Origin of the sequence: Kitasatospora sp. NPDC036755, assembly GCF_040636595.1 — a bacterium.
Lineage (GTDB): Bacteria > Actinomycetota > Actinomycetes > Streptomycetales > Streptomycetaceae > Kitasatospora.
Map to the genome: position 1 here is coordinate 1 of NZ_JBEZUT010000142.1, position 21,226 is coordinate 21,226.

At 71.2% G+C, this 21,226-nt stretch carries 20 protein-coding genes and 1 pseudogene; 11 read left to right on the top strand and 10 right to left on the bottom strand.

The annotated features are described in order from the left end of the window. Nucleotides 1-168: 168 nt before the first annotated feature. From AB0E96_RS21585 to AB0E96_RS21600, 4 genes are read right to left on the bottom strand one after another with little or no spacing between them, the layout of a single operon-like run. Complete coding sequence (locus AB0E96_RS21585; protein ID WP_359826026.1) at nt 169-885, bottom strand: ABC transporter permease subunit; 717 nt, start codon at nt 883-885, stop codon at nt 169-171. A gap of 58 nt (nt 886-943) precedes the next feature. Next, nucleotides 944-1,861 (bottom strand): ABC transporter ATP-binding protein, encoded by a 918-nt coding sequence (locus AB0E96_RS21590; protein WP_359826029.1) that lies wholly within the window; start codon nt 1,859-1,861, stop codon nt 944-946. A 28-nt stretch (nt 1,862-1,889) separates the two neighbouring features. Continuing rightward, entirely contained in the window at nt 1,890-2,789 is a 900-nt protein-coding gene (locus AB0E96_RS21595) for an ABC transporter permease (RefSeq protein WP_359826031.1), read from the bottom strand. Further along, nucleotides 2,773-3,804 carry an ABC transporter ATP-binding protein gene (locus AB0E96_RS21600; protein ID WP_359826034.1) on the bottom strand — a complete coding sequence of 344 codons (1,032 nt, stop codon included), beginning with the start codon at nt 3,802-3,804 and terminating at the stop codon, nt 2,773-2,775. Before AB0E96_RS21600 ends, AB0E96_RS21595 begins: the two co-directional genes overlap by 17 nt. Nucleotides 3,805-4,054: 250 nt before the next feature. Between AB0E96_RS21600 and AB0E96_RS21605 the strand changes: the two genes are divergently transcribed. Genes AB0E96_RS21605 through AB0E96_RS21620 form a run of 4 tightly spaced genes read left to right on the top strand, consistent with a single transcriptional unit; the run spans nt 4,055 to nt 7,917 of the window. Next, the gene (locus AB0E96_RS21605) at nt 4,055-4,495 is read left to right on the top strand and encodes a hypothetical protein (RefSeq protein WP_359826037.1); all 441 of its coding nucleotides are present in this window, start codon (nt 4,055-4,057) and stop codon (nt 4,493-4,495) included. A gap of 13 nt (nt 4,496-4,508) precedes the next feature. Beyond that, nucleotides 4,509-6,791, top strand: coding sequence for a hypothetical protein (locus AB0E96_RS21610; RefSeq protein WP_359826040.1), 2,283 nt, complete (start codon nt 4,509-4,511; stop codon nt 6,789-6,791). Then, nucleotides 6,788-7,393, top strand: a complete 606-nt coding sequence (locus AB0E96_RS21615) for a hypothetical protein (RefSeq protein ID WP_359826041.1) — start codon at nt 6,788-6,790, stop codon at nt 7,391-7,393. The genes AB0E96_RS21610 and AB0E96_RS21615 overlap by 4 nt, the downstream gene beginning before the upstream one ends. After that, complete coding sequence (locus AB0E96_RS21620; RefSeq protein WP_359826044.1) at nt 7,390-7,917, top strand: hypothetical protein; 528 nt, start codon at nt 7,390-7,392, stop codon at nt 7,915-7,917. Before AB0E96_RS21615 ends, AB0E96_RS21620 begins: the two co-directional genes overlap by 4 nt. A 111-nt stretch (nt 7,918-8,028) precedes the next feature. On the opposite strand, the gene AB0E96_RS21625 is transcribed toward AB0E96_RS21620, so the two are convergent. Both AB0E96_RS21625 and AB0E96_RS21630 read right to left on the bottom strand, forming a co-directional pair. Next, a complete protein-coding gene (locus tag AB0E96_RS21625; RefSeq protein ID WP_359826046.1) occupies nt 8,029-10,515 on the bottom strand; it encodes a hypothetical protein in 2,487 nt (828 codons plus the stop codon). 185 nt (nt 10,516-10,700) lie between these two features. Continuing rightward, nucleotides 10,701-11,588: an LLM class flavin-dependent oxidoreductase gene (locus AB0E96_RS21630; RefSeq protein WP_359826048.1), complete on the bottom strand. Its 888-nt coding sequence runs from the start codon at nt 11,586-11,588 to the stop codon at nt 10,701-10,703. An 80-nt stretch (nt 11,589-11,668) separates the two neighbouring features. Here AB0E96_RS21630 and AB0E96_RS21635 point away from each other — a divergent pair, with 80 nt between their 5' ends. From AB0E96_RS21635 to AB0E96_RS21650, 4 genes are all read left to right on the top strand, one after another. Beyond that, nucleotides 11,669-11,983, top strand: a complete 315-nt coding sequence (locus AB0E96_RS21635) for a hypothetical protein (RefSeq protein WP_359826050.1) — start codon at nt 11,669-11,671, stop codon at nt 11,981-11,983. Nucleotides 11,984-12,015: 32 nt separating this feature from the next. Next, a complete protein-coding gene (locus AB0E96_RS21640) occupies nt 12,016-13,260 on the top strand; it encodes a hypothetical protein (RefSeq protein WP_359826053.1) in 1,245 nt (414 codons plus the stop codon). Nucleotides 13,261-13,376: 116 nt separating this feature from the next. After that, nucleotides 13,377-13,919 carry a MarR family transcriptional regulator gene (locus tag AB0E96_RS21645; RefSeq protein ID WP_359826055.1) on the top strand — a complete coding sequence of 181 codons (543 nt, stop codon included), beginning with the start codon at nt 13,377-13,379 and terminating at the stop codon, nt 13,917-13,919. Next, nucleotides 13,916-14,380, top strand: coding sequence for a hypothetical protein (locus AB0E96_RS21650; RefSeq protein WP_359826057.1), 465 nt, complete (start codon nt 13,916-13,918; stop codon nt 14,378-14,380). Before AB0E96_RS21645 ends, AB0E96_RS21650 begins: the two co-directional genes overlap by 4 nt. Nucleotides 14,381-14,566: 186 nt before the next feature. On the opposite strand, the gene AB0E96_RS21655 is transcribed toward AB0E96_RS21650, so the two are convergent. From AB0E96_RS21655 to AB0E96_RS21665, 3 genes and pseudogenes are all read right to left on the bottom strand, one after another. Beyond that, nucleotides 14,567-16,735 carry an AAA family ATPase gene (locus tag AB0E96_RS21655; RefSeq protein WP_359826060.1) on the bottom strand — a complete coding sequence of 723 codons (2,169 nt, stop codon included), beginning with the start codon at nt 16,733-16,735 and terminating at the stop codon, nt 14,567-14,569. A gap of 315 nt (nt 16,736-17,050) precedes the next feature. Further along, nucleotides 17,051-17,266: pseudogene (locus tag AB0E96_RS21660) on the bottom strand (LLM class flavin-dependent oxidoreductase); the annotation flags it as partial. A gap of 85 nt (nt 17,267-17,351) precedes the next feature. After that, nucleotides 17,352-18,263, bottom strand: coding sequence for a serine/threonine-protein kinase (locus tag AB0E96_RS21665; RefSeq protein WP_359826062.1), 912 nt, complete (start codon nt 18,261-18,263; stop codon nt 17,352-17,354). 115 nt (nt 18,264-18,378) lie between these two features. On the opposite strand from AB0E96_RS21665, the gene AB0E96_RS21670 reads away from it, so the two are divergent. From AB0E96_RS21670 to AB0E96_RS21680, 3 genes are all read left to right on the top strand, one after another. After that, on the top strand, nt 18,379-18,894 hold the full coding sequence (locus tag AB0E96_RS21670) for a sigma-70 family RNA polymerase sigma factor (protein WP_359826065.1): 516 nt from the start codon (nt 18,379-18,381) through the stop codon (nt 18,892-18,894). Then, on the top strand, nt 18,891-19,718 hold the full coding sequence (locus tag AB0E96_RS21675) for a hypothetical protein (protein WP_359826067.1): 828 nt from the start codon (nt 18,891-18,893) through the stop codon (nt 19,716-19,718). Before AB0E96_RS21670 ends, AB0E96_RS21675 begins: the two co-directional genes overlap by 4 nt. Before the next feature lie 94 nt (nt 19,719-19,812). Continuing rightward, nucleotides 19,813-20,499, top strand: a complete 687-nt coding sequence (locus AB0E96_RS21680) for a hypothetical protein (protein WP_359826070.1) — start codon at nt 19,813-19,815, stop codon at nt 20,497-20,499. Between the two features lie 159 nt (nt 20,500-20,658). Here AB0E96_RS21680 and AB0E96_RS21685 read toward each other — a convergent pair. Then, nucleotides 20,659-21,226, bottom strand: a 568-nt coding sequence (locus AB0E96_RS21685) for a DUF4232 domain-containing protein (RefSeq protein ID WP_359826072.1), incomplete at its 5' end; no start/stop codon positions are given.

Consider the following 21,226-nt stretch of genomic DNA (forward strand, 5'->3'; position numbering starts at 1 on the left):
TTCGACTTCAGGAAGAGCACCCTGCTGATCGTCGCGGGCGCGCTGATCGCCTACGCGGTGGTCGCCCTCAGGTGTCCGGGGCCCACTGCCGTACCGGCGCGCTCCGGTACCGGGCTCAGCGGAGGAACCGGGCTCAGCGGGGGGCCGGGCTCAGCGGAGGTACCGGGCTCACTCCTCGCCGGCCAGCGTCAGCCCGGCCAGCTTCACCGAGGCGAGCACCGTCGCCGCGACGGTGACCACCAGCAGCAGCGGCACGGCCGCCCCGAGCGAGACGTCGGAGGTGATCGCGTTCTGCCCGGCGACCGCCTCGGCGACCGAGCGGCCCCACTGCTGGATGCTCAGCGTGCGGGCGCCCTCGACGAAGTTGCCGACCGTCGACTCCCAGATCAGGGCGTACGCCAGCCCGGCCACCACCGCGTGCCGGGTGACCACGCCGAGCAGCAGGAACAGCGCGCTGTACGCGGCCCCGGCGACCAGCACCGCCACGGTGTAGCCGAGCGCCATGCCGTCCTGGGTGCCGACCAGCAGCAGCCCGGCCAGCAGCGTCGGGACGACCGAGAACAGCCAGGTGACGCCGATCGCGACGACCAGCTTGGTGGTGACGATCCGCCACCGGGGCAGCGGCTTGGCGAGCAGGTAGACGATCGAGCCGTCGTCGATCTCGTTGGCGATCACCCCGGTGCCGACCACCAGCCCGAGGATCGGGACCAGGGTGCCGAGGCCGAGGGCGCCGAGGATGTTGCCGGCCGTCTCGTGGGCGTCGGCACCGGACAGCCTGGCGACGGCCGCGACGGCCAGCAGCAGGGTGGGGACCACCAGCAGCAGCAGGCCGCGGCGGCGGCCGAGCAGCCCGCGCAGGGTCAGCCTGGCGACGGTGGGGTTCATGGTCGGTCGGCCCCTTCCTGGGCGACAACGGTCCCGGTGGCGGCACTCATGCGCCCGCTCATGCGGAGACCAGGTAGGAGAAGACGCTCTCCAGCGATTCGTCCGCCGGGGAGACGGTGTACAGCCGGATGCCGGCCTCCCGGGCAACCGCGGGCAGCAGGGTGGTGAAGCCCTGGAAGTTCACCGCTTCGATCCGCAGTGCCCGCTCCCGCTCGTCCACCTCGATGCCGCTGGTGGAGCCGTCGGCGATCAGCGCGGCGGCGAGCCGGCGGTCGTCGCTGGAGCGGACCAGGTAGCGGTGCGGGCGGTCGGTCATCAGTCGGCGGATCTTGCGGAAGTCGCCCGAGGCGGCGTGCCGTCCGGCGACCACCACCTCGATGTGCCGGGCCAGCTGCTCGACCTCCTCCAGGATGTGGGAGGAGAACAGCACCGTCCGGCCGTCCGCGCCGAAGCGGCGCAGCAGGTCCATCAGCTGGAGCCGCTGGCGCGGGTCCATGCCGTTGAAGGGCTCGTCGAGCAGCAGCACGGACGGGTCGTGGACCAGCGCGGAGGCCATCTTGACCCGCTGCTTCATGCCCTTGGAGTAGGTGCCGGTGCGGCGGTCCTTGGCGTGGGCCATCTCCACCAGGTCCAGCGCCCGGCGGGCGGCGGCGCCCGGCTGGGGCAGGCCGTGCAGTTCGGCGTTGGCGAGGACGAAGTCCCAGCCGGTCAGGTAGTCGTACATCGACTCCCGCTCGGGCACCAGGCCGATCTGCCGGTACACCTGCTGGTTGCGCCAGATCGGCGCGCCGTCCAGGGTGACGGAGCCGCTGGAGGGGGCCAGGAAGCCGCTCATCATGTGGATGAGGGTGGACTTGCCCGCCCCGTTGGGGCCGAGCAGGCCGGTGATGCCGGGGCCGATGGTCATGGTGATGTCGTTGACCGCGACCACGTTCCCGAACCAGCGGGAGACCTTGTCGATGCTGATGGTGGCCATGCCGCCCTCTCAGACACTGCAGTTGGGATTAGACACGGCGGTAACGGCGCAGCAGCAGTCGGTACGAGCCGACCACCATGGCCACCGCGACGAGCGCGAACACCGCCAGGCCGACGCCGCCCGGCGCGTGCCGGCGGTCGAACCCCTCGCCGAGGCCGAACAGTTCGTTGACCAGGGACTCCACCAGGTCGGTGGGCGAGATCAGCGACATCCACTGCGGGGCGTCAGACCCGGTCGTACTGCGGTTGCTGATCCCGACCGCGGCCGCGCCCAGCGCGGCACTGACCGCCAGGTAGCCCATGATGGCGGCCACCCCGAAGCCCCGGCGCGGGGTGGCGGCCGCGATCACCACGGCCACCGAGGTCGGCACCAGGGCGTACAGCACGGCGGCGACCAGGCCGTACAGGAAGTGCCCGGTGTTGTGCCCGAAGTCCATCCCGGCGAGCAGCGCGCCGATGTACAGCACCAGCAGCGGGGCCGCCATCAGCAGCAGTTGGGCGCAGACCATGGCGCCGAACTTGGCCCGGACGTAGTCGGTACGGGTGATCGGGCGGGAGAAGTAGAGCGGGACGGTCTGGTAGCGCAGGTCCCGGGAGAACAGCACCGGCGCCTGGGAGGCGAGGAAGACCGAGATCACCAGGCTGAAGACGGAGAGGTAGCCGGAGTACTCGATCGGCAGCTCGTTGCGCTTCATCACGATCGAGACCGCCACGAAGATCGTCGCGGGCACGGTGATCACGCCCAGCACCAGCATCGGCAGCACCTTGGACTTGCCGGAGCGGCCGAGGCCGTACGCGGCGCGCAGGCTCTGGGTGAACAGCGCGCGGGTGGCGTAGGAACGGCCGAGCCGGGGGCCGGTGTAGCCGCGGTAGCCGATGTCGTGGATGACGCCGGTGTCGGCGGTCCTGGTCTCAGGAGGCAGCGGCATCGTTCGTCCCTCCCTCGTTCTGCTCGGTGGCCCGGTTCGGCCCGGTGGCCTGGCTCTGCCCGGTGTCCTGGTCCGGCCCGGTGTCCTGGGCGTCGGTGAAGAGTTCGGCGACCCGGTGCCGGCGCTGCTCCAACCGGACCAGCCCGAGGCCGAGTTCGGCCACGGCGTCGCGGATGGTGTCGTACGTCGACTCGTCGGCCAGCCGGACCAGCAGCTGGTGCGAGCCCTCCGGCTGGACGGACAGGCCGGCGGCGGCGAGCCGCTCGCGGACCGCGGGGCCGGGCTCCCCCCGGTGGTCCTCGGGGAAGTCGCCGACCTCGACCGCGAGGACGGCCGTCGCCTCGGTGAAGGAGGCCGTGGAGGAGGAGCGCAGCAGCTTGCCGCCGTCGATCACGACCAGGTGGTCGCAGGTCCGCTCCAGCTCGCCGAGCAGGTGGGTGGTGACCAGCACCGAGATGCCGAAGTCGGTGTGCACCCGGCGGATCAACCCCAGCATCTCGTCCCGGCCGGCCGGGTCGAGGCCGTTGGTCGGCTCGTCCAGCAGCACCAGCTTCGGGTCGTGCACCAGGGCCTGGGCGAGCTTGACCCGCTGCTTCATGCCGGTCGAGTAGCCGCCCATCGGGCGGTACCGCTCCTCGTACAGGCCGACGTGCCGCAGGGTGTCCGCGGTGCGCTCACGGGCGGCGGTGGCGGGCAGGCCCGCCATCCGGGCCATGTGCACCACGAACTCCGTCGCGGAGACGTCCGGCGGCAGGCAGTCGTGCTCGGGCATGTAGCCGACCTGCGCGCGGATCTCGGAGCCCCGGGTGGCGACGTCCAGGCCGAGGACCTCGCCGCGGCCGGAGGTCGCCGGGGCGAGCCCGAGCAGGATCTTGATGAGGGTGGACTTGCCCGCGCCGTTGGCCCCGACCAGGCCGACCACGCCCGGCCGCACCTCGACGGTGAGCTGGTCGAGCGCGGTGACACGGGGATACCTCTTGGTGAGGCCGTCCGTCTTGATGACAGCTGTGGACACGGGACCAACGTAACGGTCTTGTGCGGTACGGGTCATGAGCTCGAATGACGAGCGCCCCTGCTGCTCTGGTATGACGCCGGGCACCCGCTCCCCTAGGGGTTCGGCACCGGCGGAACCGCCTGTACCCTTTGTCGAACTCTTTACGTGCTTGCCGAGCACTTACCGGACTCTTTGCCGAGTTCCACTGCCGAGTTCTATGGCCGACGGGGGTGCCGGTACAGCGTGCCGGCACGGGAGGGAACCGAGCGACATGACTGATCGGGCGACGGCGTTCGACCGGATGATGAACCCTTGGGCCTACGACGCGGACGGGAACCTGACCGACCAGGCCCGCGCCCAGGAGGTGGCCCGCACCCGGATCAACTCGGCGTCGGCCTCCGGCGGCGGAGGGGGCGGGGGCGGCGGCTTCAGCGCCGACCCCGACGCGCTCACCACCGCGGGGAACAACTCCGACCAGATCCACGCCCGGCTCAACACCGACGGCCGGGGCGCCGACGAGGCCACCACCAAGGTCTCCACCTCGCTCGCCAACTGGAGCACCGGCAAGGCCGCGGCGGGCGCCGCCGGCACCTGGGACCAGTGCGTCGCCGCCCTCGGCGGGACCATCGGCCAGACCACCCAGGCGCTGCGCGCCACCGCCGCCAACTACCAGCGGAACGAGTCGGCCACCCAGGCCGGCTTCACCGGCTGAGAGGAGTCCAGCCATGGTCGACTTCCACGAGCTCAGCACCGCCGACTTCGGCGTCCTCGACAGCGCCGCCACCGCCTGGACCACCGTGGCCCAGAAGCTCAAGTCGATGGACGACGACTGGGACAACACGGTGATAGCCAAGGTCAACTCCGCCTGCTGGAGCGGGCCCGCGGCCGACCAGGCGCGCCCCGGACTCCAGCGCACCAACGAGCAGTTGAGCGCCGCCGTCACCGAGGCCAACGCCTTCGCCTCGATCTTCACGGAGGCCTCGACCGAGTTCAAGGCGGCCAGGACCAAGCTGGACAAGGCCGTCGCGGACGCCCGGGCCTCCGGCCTGACCGTCACCGACAACGGCACCGTGAGCTGGCCCCCGGCCGACAACGCCACCCGGCACGACTACGAGGCCCTCCAGGAGTACCAGAAGGAGTGGGGTGACAAGGCGTCGGCCGCCCGCAAGGCGATCGACGCCGCCGTCGCCGAGGCCGCCGCGGCCGACGAGCGGATCGCCTACGCGCTGCGCGCCGACAGCATGACCGACCCCCAGAAGTCCTTCAACGGTAAGGCCATCGGCGGCGGCCCCGAGGCGGACGGCAAGCGCGCCGCCCAGCTCGCCGCCAAGGGCGGGGACATCTCCGAGCCCGAACTCACCGAACTCAACTCCCTGTTGGCCTCGCACGGCGACGACCCGAAGTTCGCCACCAAGTTCTACCAGGACCTCGGGCCGGACGGCCTGATCAAGTCCTGGAACGGCATGGTCGGCGACCCGGCGCACCCGCGCGACGACAAGGACCCGCGCTGGAAGGCCTACGAGCAGCTCCAGAAGAACCTCGGGCTGAGCCTGGCCACCGCCACCCGCACCACCAACGAGCCGCACCTGTCCGACGAGTGGGCCGCCGCCCTGCGCAAGGCCGGCTCCCAGCCGGTCTGGGACAAGCCCTACCGCGCCTCCGGCCTGGACTACGTGCCGTACGGCTACCAGGTGCTCTCCGGCATCCTGATGAACGGGAACTACGACGCCCACTTCATCAACCCGATCGCCGAGCACGTCACCCAGCTCGACACCCAGGACCGGTACTGGCCGGCCCCGATGCCCGGCTCCAAGATCCACGGCTTCAACCTGACCGGGGGCGACGAGGCCGGCTCCGGCTTCCGGCCGACCACCGCGATCCTGGAGGCGCTCGCGCACAGCCCGGAGGCGTCCACCAAGTTCTTCACCGAGCAGCCGACCGCGTACAACCAGGACGGCACCGTCAACCAGGGCGGCAAGCCCAAGCCCGCGGACTACTTCCAGTACTACTCCCACGACAAGGACTGGATCCCGGACACCACCTCGCGGGACTCCAAGGTGTGGGACGCGAGCAAGCAGGCCGGCCCGGCCGCCTTCGGCCGCGCCCTGGAGGCCGCCACCACCGGCCACCCGTACGACGAGCCCGGGCCAGTGCCGCCCGCCCGCCACACCGGCGAGCAGTCCGACCTGATGAAGCGGGTCGTGGACACCTTCGGGCGGCACGGCGGTGACGGGGCGCTGGACGACATCAAGGGCGACGGCAAGCTCGCCGCGATGCGCGGCAGCCTCGGGCACATGACCGCCGAGTACATCGGGGACGTGCAGAACGCCCTGTCCCACGGCACCGACCTGCCGGTCAACGGCTCCCCGGCGAACCTCAACGCCTCGTCCGTGGCCGGGCTGCTCGACGCGCTCGGGCGCGACCCGGACGCCTACGGCGCGGTGGCCAACGCCAACCAGGCGTACACCACCGCGCTCGTCCGCGGCCACCTCGACAGCGGGGAGACCGACTTCGCCCGGCTGGAGTCGGACATCAAGCACAACGCGGAGTCCGGCGGAGTCGTCAGCGGCTACCTCAACCAGGCCCGGGTGGACGAGGTGCACAACGAGCACGCCGCCTCCGACAAGGAGTTCAACGACGCGCTGGAGAAGAACGTCGGCTACGGCAAGGACGCCTTCAACGCCGTCATCGGCTCCGTGACCGAGAAGGTCCCGCTCGGCGGCGAGATCGCCGGCGCGCTGCTCGACGAGATCGCCGACAGCGTGATCGAGGCCAACAAGCACGACACCACCGAGGACGGCCGCCAAGAGGGCCGCGACCACACCGCCGAGGCCGAGGGCCGGGTGGCCAGGGGCGCCGACCAGGCCGTCCGGGACGCCGGCTCCGGCACCGCGATCCCCCGCCAGGACATCGACCGGCTCGCCAACAGCGCCCGCGACAGCGCGCTCCAGGGCATGGCGCGCGGGACGGCGAACAACGTCAGCACCAACGCGAAGGGCGACGCGTGAGCGGGCACCCGTCCGGCCGGAACCGGCTCCTGGCGGGCCGGTGGGCGGGGCGGCTGCACGATCCGCTGCTGCTGCCCGCCGTGCTGGTCGTGGCGGTGGCGGCCGCCGGCTTCGTCGGCTACCGGGACTGGCAGGGCCACCGCCCGGCCGAGGCCGCCGGCCGCTCCGCCCACCTCTGCCGCCTGCCCACCGGCGCCGACACCCCGCTCGGCCGGCTGCTGCCGGACGGCGACCAGGACTCCGAGGAGCGGACGGCGTCCCTCCTCGGCCCCGACCCGCGGACCTGCGTCGTCCGGATCGACGGGCGCACCGTGCTCACCCTCACGTCCGTCGGGCGCCAGGGCGAGCTCGCCCTGTCCTCCGAGGCCGCGAAGCGCCCGGACGCCCGCCCCTTCGAGGGCGGCGGCCTCAGCGTCTCCTGGCCGGGCGGCGCGGCCGTGGCCGCGAGCTGTCTGACCGGGAAGTACGCGGGGAGCGACTACGTCGAGCTGGAGGTCGTCGCCGGGGAGGCCGTCCGCGGCTCCGGCGACGCCGTGCGGTCCGACCTCGAACTGGTCGCCCGGATCGCGCTGGCCGACACGAGGAAGGAGCAGTGCTCATGAAGCACCCCCGGGCCCTGGTGGCGGGCGGGGCCGCGCTGCTGCTCGGCGGCGGGCTGTTCGGCTGGCACCTCTACCTCGACCACACCTCCTACCGGCCGCCGGCCGTCGCCCTGTCGCACGGCGAGTGCCGCGGTCTGCTCGACGACCCTGCCGTCCCCGGCGTCCTGGGCGGCGCCCCCCGGGTCTACGTGCGGACGGACTTCCGGGCGGCCACCGGCACCGAACCGGCCTCCGTGCGGTGCTCGGTCAACGGCGAGGGCGGGCGGCTGCTGACCGTCGAGGCGGGGTTCGGCGTCGTGCTGTCCGGCGCCGGCGGCAGCGCCGGGGCGGTCGACTTCCAGTGCGCGCTGGACGGCAGGAGCACGGGCTTCCGGGCCGTCGCCAGGCTCACCGGCAAGGACGGGAAGGCCCTCGCGGACGGCCCCGGCCGCGAGCGGATGGGCGGGCTGGCCAAGGGCTTCGCCGAACGGGCCGCCTCGGCGCTGGGCTGTGCGAACGGCGCCGAGGCGGTCACCGGGGTCTGAGCCGCCCCGCCGGCCCGCCGACCCGCCGGGACGCCGGGACGCCGGGCGGGAACGGCGACGGGTGCCGCCCACCCGGGGCGGCACCCGTCGGTCACCCGGGAGGGGCGGGGATCAGGGGCGGCCGGCGGCGGTCCGCGCCTGCGCGACCGGCAGCTCCAGCGGGTTCACCGGCCGGGCACCGCTCCCGGTCGCGGACGGCGCCGCGGACGGCGCGGCGGCGGCCGACTTCGGGCCGGCGGCCTTCGGGGTGGCGGGGGCCGGCTTCGCGCCGACGCCCGTGGTGTAGTACCCGAACATGTCGACCACCAGGTCGGTGCTGCCGACGTGGTTGAAGAAGTCCACGTACCCGTTGGCGCCCACCGCGGCGTTGACCAGGTTGGGGATGGTCTGCCCCGCCGTGAAGTTGAGGTTGGAGGCGTCCGGCAGCCCGGCACCGGTCGGGGCGGAGTCCACCGGCCCCGCGTCCGGGTAGACGGTGACGAAGCTGTCCGCGGTCGGGTTGGTGGCCGTCACGTTGAGCAGCAGCGAGCCGATCCCCCAGTCCCGCGGCTTCATGCCCCAGCCGAGCAGCGAGCTGCCGCCGGGGATCGGGCCGCCGCCCTCGCGGCTGTCGTACTGCCGCACGGGGGTGCCGGTGACCAGGACGCCGTCGGTGGTCTGGCCGCTGGTGTCCGGGACGAAGTAGCCCGAGGCGTCGACCACGATGTCGACCGGCGCGAACGCCGAGCTGAAGACGTCCACCAGGCAGCCGTCGCCGATCCGGGCGATCGCCGTGTTGGAGATCGTCTGCCCGGGGGTGAAGTTGACGGTCGACGCGTTCGGCAGCGCCTGCCCGTGCGGGTAGACCGTCAGGAAGCCCTGGTCCTTCGGGTCGGTGACGGTCACGTTGAGCGCGGCCGCCGTGGCGTCGTACGGGATCCTGGCCCGGTCGCACAGGTTCACCGTGACGGTGCCGCGGGCCGGCACGTGGGTGGGCCGGGTGTCCAGCACCCGCTTGGGGGTGAAGCCGGTGTAGACGGCGCCGGTGGTGTCCGGGACGTAGTAGCCGGTGACGTCGGCGACCAGGTCGAGGTCGCCGTCCGAGCCGTTGAGCAGCTCGACGGCTCCCCCGGCACCCAGCTGGACCGTCACCGCGTTGGGGACGGTCTGCCCGGCGGTGTGGTTCAGGTTGGAGGTGATCGGGGCGGGCTCACCGGCCGGGTGGACGGTGACGAACCCGGTGTCCTTGGCGTTGGTCGCGGTGACGTTCATGACCACGGCGACGGCGTCGGCCGGGATGCCCGCGGTGCCGGCGACCTTCAGCGAGGTGACGCCGCGACCGCGCAGGGTGGTGCCGCCGCGGGTGTCCAGCAGGCGCTGCGGCGCCATCGCCACGTAGGTGCCCGCGCTGCCCATCGAGATGTCCAGCGGCTTGGCCAGCGGGGTGCCGGCCGCACCGAAGCTGTGGGTGCCGTTCGCGTCGGTGACGACGATCTCCAGCGCGTACAGGCCGGGGCGGCAGCCCGTCGGCTTCGAGCCGTCCGGCGTCGTCCCGGCCGCGGCGAACGGCAGGTACAGCGAGACGTTCGTGGTGAGGGTGCCGGGCGGGACGGAGGTCGAGGCGGTCGGCGCGCAGTCGGCGGAGACCGGGCCGTGCGCCGTCACCTCGACCCGGGAGATCGGGACCGAGTCCGTCACCGGGAAGGAGACCGGCACGGTGCCCCCGTCGGGCGACACCTGGTGCTGGAAGGACACGTCACCGATCGTCAGGGCGGTGGCCGGGGTCTGGAGCGGGGTGATGACCAGCCCGGCCGGGGCCTTGACGTCGAAGTTCCGCTGGCTGTCGTCGGTCACCTCGACGGAGGTGACCACGCAGGGGGTCATGGCGCTGGTCGGCACCGTGATCTTCATGGTGACCGTGTCGCCCGACCAGGCGAGGTCGAAGGCGTTGCTCCAGCAGTCGCCGGTCAGCTCGGGGCCGACCTGGGTGATCCGGCCCGCGGTGTCGGTGGCCTTCATCGACATCGTCACGGTCTGGGCCTGGGCGCGGTTGTCCGCGGTGGCGGCGCTCAGCGTGAACCCCGAGGCCTGGATCGGGTTGACGCCGGCCGTCAACTCCACCGAGGGCACCTTCAGCTGGGTGCCGATGGCGGACGTCACCGGCTGGCGGTACACCGAGCCGTCGGGCTGGGCGAGTTCCACCTGGGTCATCTCCCAGTGGCCGGGCGCGCTGCCGCCCGGGAAGTGCACCGTCACCCGGCAGTTGCTGTTCGGCGACCCCTTGGGCGTCCAGCAGGGCGCGCCCTGCTCGTCGCCGCCGAAGCTCGCCCGGACGGTCTGCGAGGGGTCCGCGGAGGAGGTGAAGGTGACGCTGTTGCCACCGGTCATCCCGGTCCCCTTGACGAAGAACCAGAAGGTCCGGTCCCCGCCGTCGGGCTGGAGGTAGACGCGGGTGTCCGCCGTCCATACCGCCCCCGTGGAGATCACGGTGTGCGCCGGGCCCGTGTCGGCCGAGGCCGCCGGGGCGACCAGGCCGGCCGCGGCGCACCCGGTCACCGCCGCCAGCGCCACCGCGATGGACCGGCGCAGCCGGCTGCCTCTGGATATGTCTCTGGTCATGCCGTCCTTCGTCTCGGACTCGACGCACTCGGCCGGGGCATGCGGACCCACGTGATGCGGAATCACGGAATCCGGAACCATCCCCCCTGGAAATCGGCCAGATCCTAGCGGCCCCCGCCGACACGACGGAGCCGGAGCGCCCCGGGGTGTTCCCGGGGGCTCCGGCTCCGTCGGACGATGAGGGCTCAACCCAGCTGCGCGAGGCCCTCGGTGGCGATCCGTTCGAACACGGCCAGGTCGTTCTCGAAGATCGAGCCGGGGATCGGCCAGTGGATCACCAGCTCGGTGACGCCCAGCTCCCGGTACGTACCCGCCCAATCGACGAAGGCGTCCAGCGACTCCAGCGGCTTCTCCGCCGTCGAACCCTGGAGCAGCACCTTCTCCAGCCCGGCCGCGTCCCGGCCGACGGCCTCGCAGGCCGCCGTCAGCTTCTCGATCTGCCGCGCGACCACGCCCGGCGCCTCCGCCACCGGCACGTCCGCCGGGCCCTTCGGGTCGCCGTACGTCACCCAGCCCTGCCCGTGCTCGGCGGCCAGCCTCATCCCGCGCGGGCCGGCCGCCGCGACGTAGAACGGCAGCCGCGGGGTCTGCACGCAGCCGGGGATGTTCCGCGCCTCGACCGCCGAGTAGTACGTCCCCTCGCGCGTGGTGGCGTCGTTGCGCAGCAGCTCGTCCAGCAGCGGCAGGAACTCCCCGAACCGGTCCGCCCGCTCCTTCGGCGACCACGCCTCCTGCCCCAGTGCCGTCGCGTCGAAGCCCGTCCCGCCCGCCCCGATCCCCAGCGTGAACCGGCCGCCGGACACGTCGTCCAGCGTGATCAGCTCCTTCGCCAGCGTCACCGGGTGCCGGAAGTTCGGCGAGGACACCAGCGTGCCCAGGCGGAGCCGCTCGGTGGCGCAGGCCGCCGCCGTCAGGGTCGGCAGCGAGCCGAACCACGGCTCGTCCTGGAACGAGCGCCAGCTCAGGTGGTCGTAGGTGTACGCGGCGTGGAAGCCGAGCTCCTCGGCCCGCCGCCAGATCTTCTGCCCCTCGCTCCACCGGTGGACGGGGAGGATCACGGTGCTCAGTCGCATGCTGCGACGATACTCGCGCGAATCGGAGGGGTTTCGGAGCACTCGCACGTCGGCACGAGCAGGTGGGCTAGCGTGGCGCGATGGGCACGCTGAGCAGGCCAGAACTGGCCGCGCTGGTCGAGGAAGCGACGGTCGACACCTACGGCGAGCACGAGGAGGTGTCGGCTCTGTTCACCGCCGTCGAGGAGAACCTGGCCGTTCCGTTCAGCACCTCGGTGCTGGGCGCCGAGGTGACCGTGCGCAGCGTCGACCTCTCGCGGGACGGAAGAATCGTCGCCCTGTGCACCCGCGGTGGATTCCGGCAGGCGATCGGGCTCCTGGACCTTCCGTTGCCGGATCCGGCGCCGGACGGAGCGGAGTGGGTCGAGGCGTATCGCCACTACTGGGCGCAGTGAGCGTCGGCACCTTCAAGACCGAGAGGGCTCTCATGACTGTCACTGTACGGAGCGAGGACGAGGCGTCGTTGCGGCGCCTGATCGAACGAAGTTCCGAACTGAAGGGCGCACTCGTCGCCTTCGCCCAGAGCGCGCGGTTCGACCGGTGGTTGACGCCCCTCCTCCTGGAGGCCGCCGGGCCTCAGCGGCAGTTGGAGGAAGGCGATGCGATCCGGATCGTCGACAACTTCATCCTGCGGTACCGCTTGCCGGACGGTTCGACCGTGGTGGACCGGTTCGTGTCCGGACGGCGGGACTTGACCGAGGCGGATCGGGAGATGCTGCTGGGCTGGCGCGACCCGGTCGAGGGCCTCTTCGAGATCCGGCGCAAGGACGGGGACGCCGTCGTCCTGCTGAACCTGGTCGACGACCTGGAGTACCGCACGTACTCGAACGTCGGGCGGACGGCCTTCCGCGGAGTGCCCAAGGGAGGATTCCTCCACACCTGCCTGGTGCCCGTCCAGTCGGCCGACAGGGCATGGCTGATCTCCGGCATGATGTCGCACTACCCGAGCTCCAGCGCCACCGAGATCGCCCGGGCCGCGCTCCAACTGGCCACTGAACAGCCCTCACTGGTCTTCCGCAACCCTGAGAAGATCGAGCAGGGATGGCGCTCGATGCGGGAGGACCGAGCCGCGTTCGTCGAGTTCTGCGGCAGCGACGAACTGGTCCTTGCCCCTGCCGAAGCCGAGGACCGGCTCAACGCCTATTACCGGCACCGGCAGGAGGCCGCCGTCGCCGAACTCCCTGACCTCGCCCGGCGCCGGCGGCTCCCCGGTCTGGCCTTCCCGGCCTTCGAACTGCCGCGAGGACTCGCGGAATCGGACACGGTCGGCGTCATCTACGACGAAGTCGACGGGCTCAACTTCTACCCGGACTACGGGACGCTGCGGGACCTCTTCACCGACCCGGCCCTCCCGGGCCGTAGGCAGCACCAGGACCTGCTGCGTACGTACCTGCGCGAGGAGTCGATCGCCCCATTGCCGATCCGCCGGCTGGCCGCCGCCCACCCGGAGACCGTCGACACAGTCTTCCGGAAGCTGCTGCGGAAGCCCGGATTCACCTGGAGCGAGCACGGTGAGGAGCTTCTGCGCCGGCGCAAGCCCCGGTACTACGCCCAGGAGCCCCGCCCGGGCGTTTCCGTGATCGGCGAGCGCCTCAGCGAACTCGCCGCCGGCACCGGACGGCAGAAGTTCACCAGGGCACGGCGTGTACCGCACCAGCACGATCACCCGTAGGAGCGAATCTCGGCTCCTAGGGCAAGTATTTGCATTAGCCGCAAGCTATTCTTCAACTTATGCAAGCTCCCCCGCCGGCGCTGCTGCCGCTCCTACGTACCCCCTTTCAAGGAGAGTTGCTGGCCTGGCTGTATCTGCATCCGCAGGATGAGACCTCACTCACCGAGATCGCCTCGCGCTTCGGCGTATCGAGTGCGACCGCCAGTCGTGAGGCGGACCGACTGGTCGAAGCGGAGCTGATCGCCGAGCGGCGGCACGGGAACCTACGCCTCCTCCGGGCCAACGTCGACGGGCGTCTGGCCGGCCCGCTGACCGAGCTGTTCGCCCTCACCTACGGCCCCATCGCAGTGCTCGGTGATCTGTTGCTGCCACTGGCCGGGGTGGAGGAAGCCCACATCTACGGTTCCTGGGCAGCCCGTTACTCAGGAGAACGCGGCGGGGTACCCAACGATGTCGATGTTCTCGTGGTGGGAAGCCCCGACGAGGACGAGTTGTTCGAGGCGGCGCGCAGGGCCGAGCGCATGCTCGGCCGGGAAGTCAACGTCCACCGGGTCTCGCCGGCCCGCTGGCGCGGACCAGGCACGGACCCGTTCCTCACCGGCCTCCGAAGCCGGCCGACGGTTCGACTCGAAATTTTCGAAGGGAAGAATAAGACATGAAGTGGCAGCAGGGCCGCGCGGCGGTTGAGGGCATGCTGGCGCGCAAGGAACTGGAGCGAGTGCCCGCAAGCCGGGGGCAGGCCGACAATCTCCTCGCCCAGGCATCGAATCATCTCAAGGCAGCCCAGGCGGTCGTTTCTTTCGATGCGATCGGCGCCTACCAGCTGCTGTACGACGCAGCGCGCAAGGCGCTGGTCGCGGTTCTGGAGAACCAGGGGCTACGGCCGACCAGCCGAGGAGGCCACATCGCAGTTCTGGAAGCCGTCAGCGCCCAGCTCGATCCACCCCTCGGGGCGGCTCTCCGGCCGTTCGACCGCATACGCCGACGCCGGAACCAGGCGGAGTACGCGGACCTGGACGCGCCCGAGATCGAAGCCCAGGACGTGGCCAGTGACGCCCCGAAGGTCAAGGCGATCATTGCGCTCGCAGAGCGGGTCCTGGATGAGATGAGCCCTTTCTGATGGCACGGCGTCGCGCCCCCCTTGGCCCGCGCAGCGGTTTCCTCGATACGGAGCAGGGTCAAGCGGTTCGGCGGGGCTGACTCCCACGCCTACCGGCAGAAGTCCAATGGCAAGGTCGGACCGCTACTACTTGAGCTCAGAGGCAGCAGCGGTCCGACGCACAGACAGCCCTTCGGGTAAAAAAAGTCAGACGGCGGGAGCAGGTTCCGATACTTCTGTCGTGGCCTGCCCGGGAACGTCAACCGCTGCAGACTGCAGCAGCGATGTACCAAAGAACGCCTCAAAGACGAGGTCGAACTCGCAAACAGCCGATTCCTTGAAAGCAGGCAGACCGCGAATGGCATCGGCAGTGGTGTGACGCTCACAGAACGTGCGGGCCCGGTCGTTCTTGTTGTTCGACTCATTGGTCTGGAGCTCGGGATAGTACGCCTCGATCGCCCCGCGCTCCCAGACATAGATACCTTCGCTGCGAAGGTTCTTCAGTAGCTCCAGCTTTATCTTCTTCAGCTCCGGGTCCCTGGCTTCTTCGAGGATCCGCCGTGCGGCGCCGGAAGTGGAACGGGCGAAGAACGCCTTCACCGCCGCGTCGAGTTCATCGAAGCCACACAGCCCCTGGGCGTGCTCCTCACTCTTGAGCTGCGCATGTTCCCAGAGAGCACGTGCGCTACCGCTCTTGAGACTCTTGAGAGTGCTGGCGGACACCTTGGCGTCCTCGCCCTTCACAAGTTCATTGACCTTGGTGACGACCTGGTCACGCAGCCTATGGCAGTCGTCGCTCGCCCCCAGCTTGTCGAACCCGTCAAGCACTGCGTCTAGGTCCGCGACAACCGCGACCCTCATCTCGAAGCGCTGGAAGAAGCCGCGGTACCGCTCGATGCTGCCCTTGCCTTCAACCTTGGCGATCGCAGCGCCGTGCTTGTCGAAGTCCCATTGCGGGTCGAGGGTACGCGCGAGGTGAGAGATGACGGTGCGGTCGCTCGGGCCCTCCACGAGGAGCACGGAGCTGGCGAAGAACGCCGCCTCGTTGTTCTCGTGCGTGATGATTTCGAACTGGTCGCGAGCACCCATGTCTGACAGATCGATCACGCAGGTCCGGCTGGCCGGCGGATCCAGCGTGTGGTCCTTGACCACCTTCACGAACGTACCCGTTGCCCCGGGCGCACAGAAGGCCGGCGAATGTGTGCTGACCAGAACGTCGTTGTAGTCGGAGAACACTGTCAGGGCTTCGAAGAGCTTGCGCTGCGCCTGCGGATGCAGAAACACCTCGGGTTCCTCGAACAGCAGCAGGCAGGGCTGCCGGGCACCACCAGGCTGAGTCGGCTTCGCGGTCTTCATGTCCACATAGGCGCGCAGGATGGCAAACGCCACTGACCGACGCAGGCCGTCCCCCTTGGTCTTGAACGGGCCGCTGATGCCGTCGTCGACGGCGATCTGCGCCTCCTCAAGCAGGCTGCGCAGGCGCGGCGGGGGGATCTCCAGGCGAACGCTCGCGCGCGGAAAGGACTCCTGCAGGTTGCGCTGGATCAGCGATTCGATCTCACGGACCTCCTCCAACCGACGGTCCGACTCGCTTCCGTCCTTCTCCGGCACGACGTTCAGCTGCCTGCGAAGCAGATCGAAGGATTCCTCCAGCTGCGGCAGTTGGTGCTCGATGTCATCGAACAGGATGGACAGAAGGCGTCCGAACGTTGCCGTCGAGCTGGTCTTGAGATCGTCGTTGAGTTCTTTCACAGCGGGGATGTAGATCGGCTCCGGCAGTAGGGGAGCCACTGACTTGTCCAGGCCTGTCATCAGTGGGTCATCGCCTGTGCTGTACTCGTCCTCCCTGAGCGCGGCGACACATTCGGCCCATTCTCGCCTCACGGCCGCACGGTTGATCTTGCCGGACAGCTTGTCGAAGATCTCGGGATAGGTGTGCTGAACGTTCGCCACAAGCTCCTCCGTGGAGATCTTGGGCTTGAGCACCTCCTCCAAGGCGATTTTGTGGAAGCGCTGGTCGCTCGGCACCTTCTGAACCACTCGCATCTGGCTCTTGCCCGGCCCGTTGTACGTCCGAGCCAAAGTCAGACGCCCGTCCTCAACCACGGGTTCGATGCGTGAACGATGGCCCTCTTCGAGGCGTTGCAGGTCTGCCGTGCGGATGTCAGCAAAGGTGAGCTGGATGCGAATGGGCTTCGCCGGGTTCAAGAAGTCGGTATCAACCGCAGACCCCGAACGCAGGAACATGTTGAGCGCTTGGAACACCGAGGACTTCCCCGCGTTGTTCTCGCCGATGAGGCAACCAAATCGGGAAAACGACATGTCCACGCGGCTCAGGCCACGGAAGTTGTCGATCATGATGTGTTCGAGGCGCATGCTGCTCCAGAGGTGATCAAGCCCGAGCAAACATCGTAGTGGCCCACATGGTCATCACTGCCGGGTTATAGCAAGTCCGAAGACATCACCAGCAACACGGCACGGCGATGATCTGTCACGGACCATGTGACCGGGAGGGTTGTACCCCCGAGCGTGACGGGCGGTCTCCTTCACGCTCTCTGCAAGGTCCGCCGGCTTCGTGCCAGCATCCCAACGGCGACCCTGCGGCTTCCAGGCCTCATGCCCGTGCTCACGGCTGTGCGACGTACTCGATGGAGTGCCAGATCAGCCCGCGATGGGTGAACGAGGCTCGGCTGAGGACACCAGCGTGCCCAGGCGGAGCCGCTCGGTGGCGCAGGCCGCCGCCGTCAGGGTCGGCAGCGAGCCGAACCACGGCTCGTCCTGGAACGAGCGCCAGCTCAGATGGTCGTAGGTGTACGCGGCGTGGAAGCCGAGCTCCTCGGCCCGCCGCCAGATCTTCTGCCCCTCGCTCCACCGGTGGACGGGGAGGATCACGGTGCTCAGTCGCATACCGCCGACCCTACGCGCATGCTTCGGGGATCGGCGCGTGGCCGGTGAGCGCGGCGAGGGGGCCGTGGCCGTCGGCGGCGCGGGTTCACCGCCACAGCCAGCTCAGCAGGGTCGTCGCCGTGAACACCGCGCCCGCCGCCAGCAGGACCGCGCGCGGGGACAGCCACCAGGGGCCTTCCGGGGGCCGGAGCCGCGGGGCCGGGGCCAGCAGCGCGTCGGCGAAGGCCCGGGCGGTCGGCGGCCGGTCCGCCGGATCGACGGACATCGCGGTCCGCAGCAGCACGGCGAGGTTCGGCGGGAGCTCCACTCCCGCGGGGAGCGCCGGCAGCGTCGAGGCGGCCTGCCCGCCGGTCAGCAGGGCCGTGGCGCGTCCGCCCGGGCCGAACGGCTTCTGCCCGGTCAGCAGTTCGTAGGCCACGACGGCCAGCGCGTACACGTCGGCCCTCCCGTCGAACCCGCCGGTCTGGAAGGCCTGTTCGGGTGCCATGTAGGCGGGCGTGCCCGTGGTCACCGTGAGCCCGGAGGCGTCGGCCAGCCGCTTGGCGCTGCCCAGGTCCGCCACCAGCACCGCGGCGGGCGCGGGCTCGGCGGCGAGCAGCAGGTTGGACGGTTTGACGTCGCGGTGCACCACGCCCGCCTCGTGCAGGACCTGGACCGCGTAGCCCGCCTCCGCGGCCAGCCGCAGCGCCTCCTGCGGGTCGCACTGCCCGACCCGGTCCGCCAGGGTGCCGCCGCGCACGTAGTCCATGACGAAGTAGGGCCGGTCCTCCTGCACCCCGACGTCGTGCACCCGGACCACCCGCGGACTGGCGATCCGGCGCAGCAGCCTCGCCTCCGTCAGGAACCGCTCGCGCACGTCCGCGTTGGCGGCCCAGTTCTCGGCCAGCACCTTCACCGCGACCTCGGTGTCGAGCTCCGGATCGTAGGCCTTCCAGACCGTCGCGAAGGAGCCGGCTCCGAGCCGCTCCAGCAGGAGGTAACGGCCGAGCTTGCGCATGTGGCAGCATTCTGCCGGAGTCGGGGGGAGTGCGGAACTCCCGTTCGACGGACGGGGTGCCGGGCGGGACGAACGGGGGATCCGGGTGTTCGAGGAAGGCGAGCTGGAAAGGCTCGTGACGGCCGCTCAGGCGGGGGATCCGGGGTCGAAGGAGTACCTGCTGGCCAAACTGCGGCCGGTGGTGCTGCGCCGCTGCTCGCGCTTCCTGCCCCACCACGCCGACGCGGAGGAGGCCGCGCAGGACGCGCTCCTGTCCGTCAGCACGCACCTGGGCGAGTACGGCGGCCACGGTTCCTTCCTGGGCTGGGTGACGGTGATCGCCTCGAACGCCGCCCGGTCCACCTACCGTTCGCTGCGCCGGCGCGCCGAGGACAGCCACGCCGACCTCCCCGAGTCCGTCGACCCGCGCACCACCAGCGTCATCGCCGGGACCCGGCTCGACCTGATGGAGGCGCTGGCCGCGCTCGAACGGCGGCACCCCGCCCTGGTGGAGGCCTTCGTGCTGCGCGACCTGTGCGACCTGACCTACGTCCAGGTGGCCGAGGAGCTGGACGTTCCGCTGGGCACGGTCAAGGACCGCATCCACCAGGCCCGCCGCTTCATGCGCGAGCGTCTGGTCACCGGCCCGTGAACGACGGTCCCGCGGCGGGCGGCGACGGCCGCGCCGTCGTCCGGCGCCGTTCCGCCGTCGCCGCCCTGGTGGCCGCGGCCGCGCTGGGGCTGGTGACCGGCCGGTTCGTCCTGCCGCCCCCCGGCCCCGCCACGCACCCGGCGGCGCGGCCGGGTGCCGCGACGCCCGGGTCCTCGGCCTCCGGCTCCACCTCTCCGACCGCTCCGGCCGGCGCGACTCCCGCGACCGCTCCGGCCGGCGCGACCGGGCCGGTGACGAGCGCCAACCTGCTGGGGCCCGAGGCGTTCGGCCCGGACGTCGACACCGGGCGGATCCACGTCACCGACCGGTTCGGCGACGGGGCCTACGCCAACGCCGCCTGCTCCGGCGAGAAGACCCTCGCCCAGACCCTGGGCGGGCGCGGTGCCCACTTCCGCGGACTGATGACCACCACCCGCACCTCCCCGGACGACCCCACGGTGGCCCTCGGCAGCGGCAACCAGGTCGCCCGCGAGATCGCCGCCGAGACCCCGAGCCCTTCCCTGGCGCAGAACTTCGCCGACCGCCTGCTGCTGGAGGAGGTGCCCTGCCAGGAAGCGGTGCCGGGGCACTGGGTCTACGGGCCGACCACGACGGTGCGGCTCGCCCCGGACGTCACCGCGAGCTGGATGGGCACCTACCGGGGGGACCTCAACACCACCGGCAGGGCGCCCGAGGGCACGGAGCCCTGCGGCGGCATCGCCGTGCTGCGCAGCGGCAACCACTACGCGGTGCTGGAGGTCGACGCCTGCCTGGGGACGGCCACGATGGACCGCGTCGTCAGGACCGCTCTGTCACAGCTGTGAAACAGCCGGTCGGGGCTCCAACTTTCCCTTCCCCGGCGGCATCTCCCCGGTCGTACGAGGACGCAGCAGGCGTCCCGACCAACAGGGGGACCGGATGACCGAGAACCAGACCGTCCAGCAGAAGTCCGTTCGCCGCAACCGGGTCGCCGCCGCGGCCTGCCTCGCCGCCGCACTGATCACGGCCGGCGTCGTCGGCACCCAGTCGGCCACCGCCGACGGGGCCGCGCACGGGTCCGCCCGCCCGGCCGCGGTCGCGCCCGCCGCGCCCGGACTCGGCTCCGCCCGCCTGGTCCAGAGTGAGGACTACGCCCGGCAGGGCCTGAACCCGGTGGGCGCGACCGTCGACCTGACCGGAGGCCAGGGGCTGTCCGCGTGCTCCGGCGAGGAGACCATGCGCGGCCTGACCAAGGGCGCGGCCACCGGGTACGCGTCCGTGTCCTGGACCTTCGACACCGCCGGCCGGCTGGCCGAGTCGGCCGCGAGCGCTCCCACCGGGACCGCGGCCGACGCCTGGGAGAAGCAGCTCGTCGCGCTCGTCGAGGACTGCCAGGACGAGCCCGCCGGCCACTGGTACTACGGCGCGGCCCACACCCTGACTGTCACCGGTGGCACCGCCCGCTGGTACACGGCCTACAACGGGGACGGCGTCGTCAGCGGCTGGGTCGCGGTGCTGCGCAGCGGCACCGGGGTCGCCGTCGTCGAGCTCACCGGCCGGTCCGCCGACGCCCCGGGCCGTGTCGAGGGCGTCGTCACCGCGGCGCTGAACCGGCTCCACTCCTGAACGGCGGCCCGCTCCGCCCGCGCCGGCGGGCGGAGCGGGCCCCGGACGTCGAAGGGGCCCGCACGCCCAGGACGCCCACGGCCCCACAGCCCCCGCAGCCCCCACGACCACGGTGAACGGCCGCCCGCGGAACGGGGACCGGCGCGACCGGTGCCCCGGTCAGCTCCGGCCGCTCGTGAAGGCGTCGACGTTGAGGTCGCCACAGACGCTGAGGACGCCCTTGTCGACGCCGCCGGTCACGGGCACCTGCACCTGCTGGGTGGTGTTCGGCAGGATGATCGAGACCTTGGAGCCGGCCACCGCGCACACGTAGCGGGCGGAGGCGGAGCCCTGGCCGTTCAGGTCGCTGTACAGCAGGTCCGCGGTGGCCTGGGCGCCCGGGGCCAGCGTCACCGGGGTGATCGGGCCGCTGTCGTGGCGCACGGCGTCGATCGGGGAGGACTTGCCCTGGTCGTCGGCGAGCTGCACGCCCGGGTAGCCGGTGAGGGTGCAGCTGTGCCCGGAGGTGTTGACCGCGCGGATGGTCGCCGTGGCGGGCTGCTGTTCGGAGGCGTGGCCCGCGGGGCCGGTCACGGTGAGCTTCACGTCGGCGCCGGCGCAGGGCTTGGAGCCCGCGGGGGTGGCGGAGGCGGCGAAGGCGAGCAGTTCCCCGCCGGTGGCCTTGCCGGTGGCGTACACCACCAGGCGCTTGTCGCCCGGCTGGTCCTCGCGGACCACCGCGAGCGCC

Excerpts from the sequence above, each read along its gene's own strand:
- AB0E96_RS21650 (WP_359826057.1), top strand. The coding sequence starts at position 13,916 with ATGAAGTGGCAGCAGGGCCGCGCGGCGGTTGAGGGCATGCTGGCGCGC.
- AB0E96_RS21680 (WP_359826070.1), top strand. The coding sequence starts at position 19,813 with ATGACCGAGAACCAGACCGTCCAGCAGAAGTCCGTTCGCCGCAACCGG.
- AB0E96_RS21630 (WP_359826048.1), bottom strand. The coding sequence starts at position 11,588 with ATGCGACTGAGCACCGTGATCCTCCCCGTCCACCGGTGGAGCGAGGGG.
- AB0E96_RS21620 (WP_359826044.1), top strand. The coding sequence starts at position 7,390 with ATGAAGCACCCCCGGGCCCTGGTGGCGGGCGGGGCCGCGCTGCTGCTC.
- AB0E96_RS21665 (WP_359826062.1), bottom strand. The coding sequence starts at position 18,263 with ATGCGCAAGCTCGGCCGTTACCTCCTGCTGGAGCGGCTCGGAGCCGGC.
- AB0E96_RS21625 (WP_359826046.1), bottom strand. The coding sequence starts at position 10,515 with ATGACCAGAGACATATCCAGAGGCAGCCGGCTGCGCCGGTCCATCGCG.
- AB0E96_RS21640 (WP_359826053.1), top strand. The coding sequence starts at position 12,016 with ATGACTGTCACTGTACGGAGCGAGGACGAGGCGTCGTTGCGGCGCCTG.
- AB0E96_RS21595 (WP_359826031.1), bottom strand. The coding sequence starts at position 2,789 with ATGCCGCTGCCTCCTGAGACCAGGACCGCCGACACCGGCGTCATCCAC.
- AB0E96_RS21585 (WP_359826026.1), bottom strand. The coding sequence starts at position 885 with ATGAACCCCACCGTCGCCAGGCTGACCCTGCGCGGGCTGCTCGGCCGC.
- AB0E96_RS21635 (WP_359826050.1), top strand. The coding sequence starts at position 11,669 with ATGGGCACGCTGAGCAGGCCAGAACTGGCCGCGCTGGTCGAGGAAGCG.
- AB0E96_RS21655 (WP_359826060.1), bottom strand. The coding sequence starts at position 16,735 with ATGCGCCTCGAACACATCATGATCGACAACTTCCGTGGCCTGAGCCGC.
- AB0E96_RS21610 (WP_359826040.1), top strand. The coding sequence starts at position 4,509 with ATGGTCGACTTCCACGAGCTCAGCACCGCCGACTTCGGCGTCCTCGAC.
- AB0E96_RS21590 (WP_359826029.1), bottom strand. The coding sequence starts at position 1,861 with ATGGCCACCATCAGCATCGACAAGGTCTCCCGCTGGTTCGGGAACGTG.
- AB0E96_RS21605 (WP_359826037.1), top strand. The coding sequence starts at position 4,055 with ATGACTGATCGGGCGACGGCGTTCGACCGGATGATGAACCCTTGGGCC.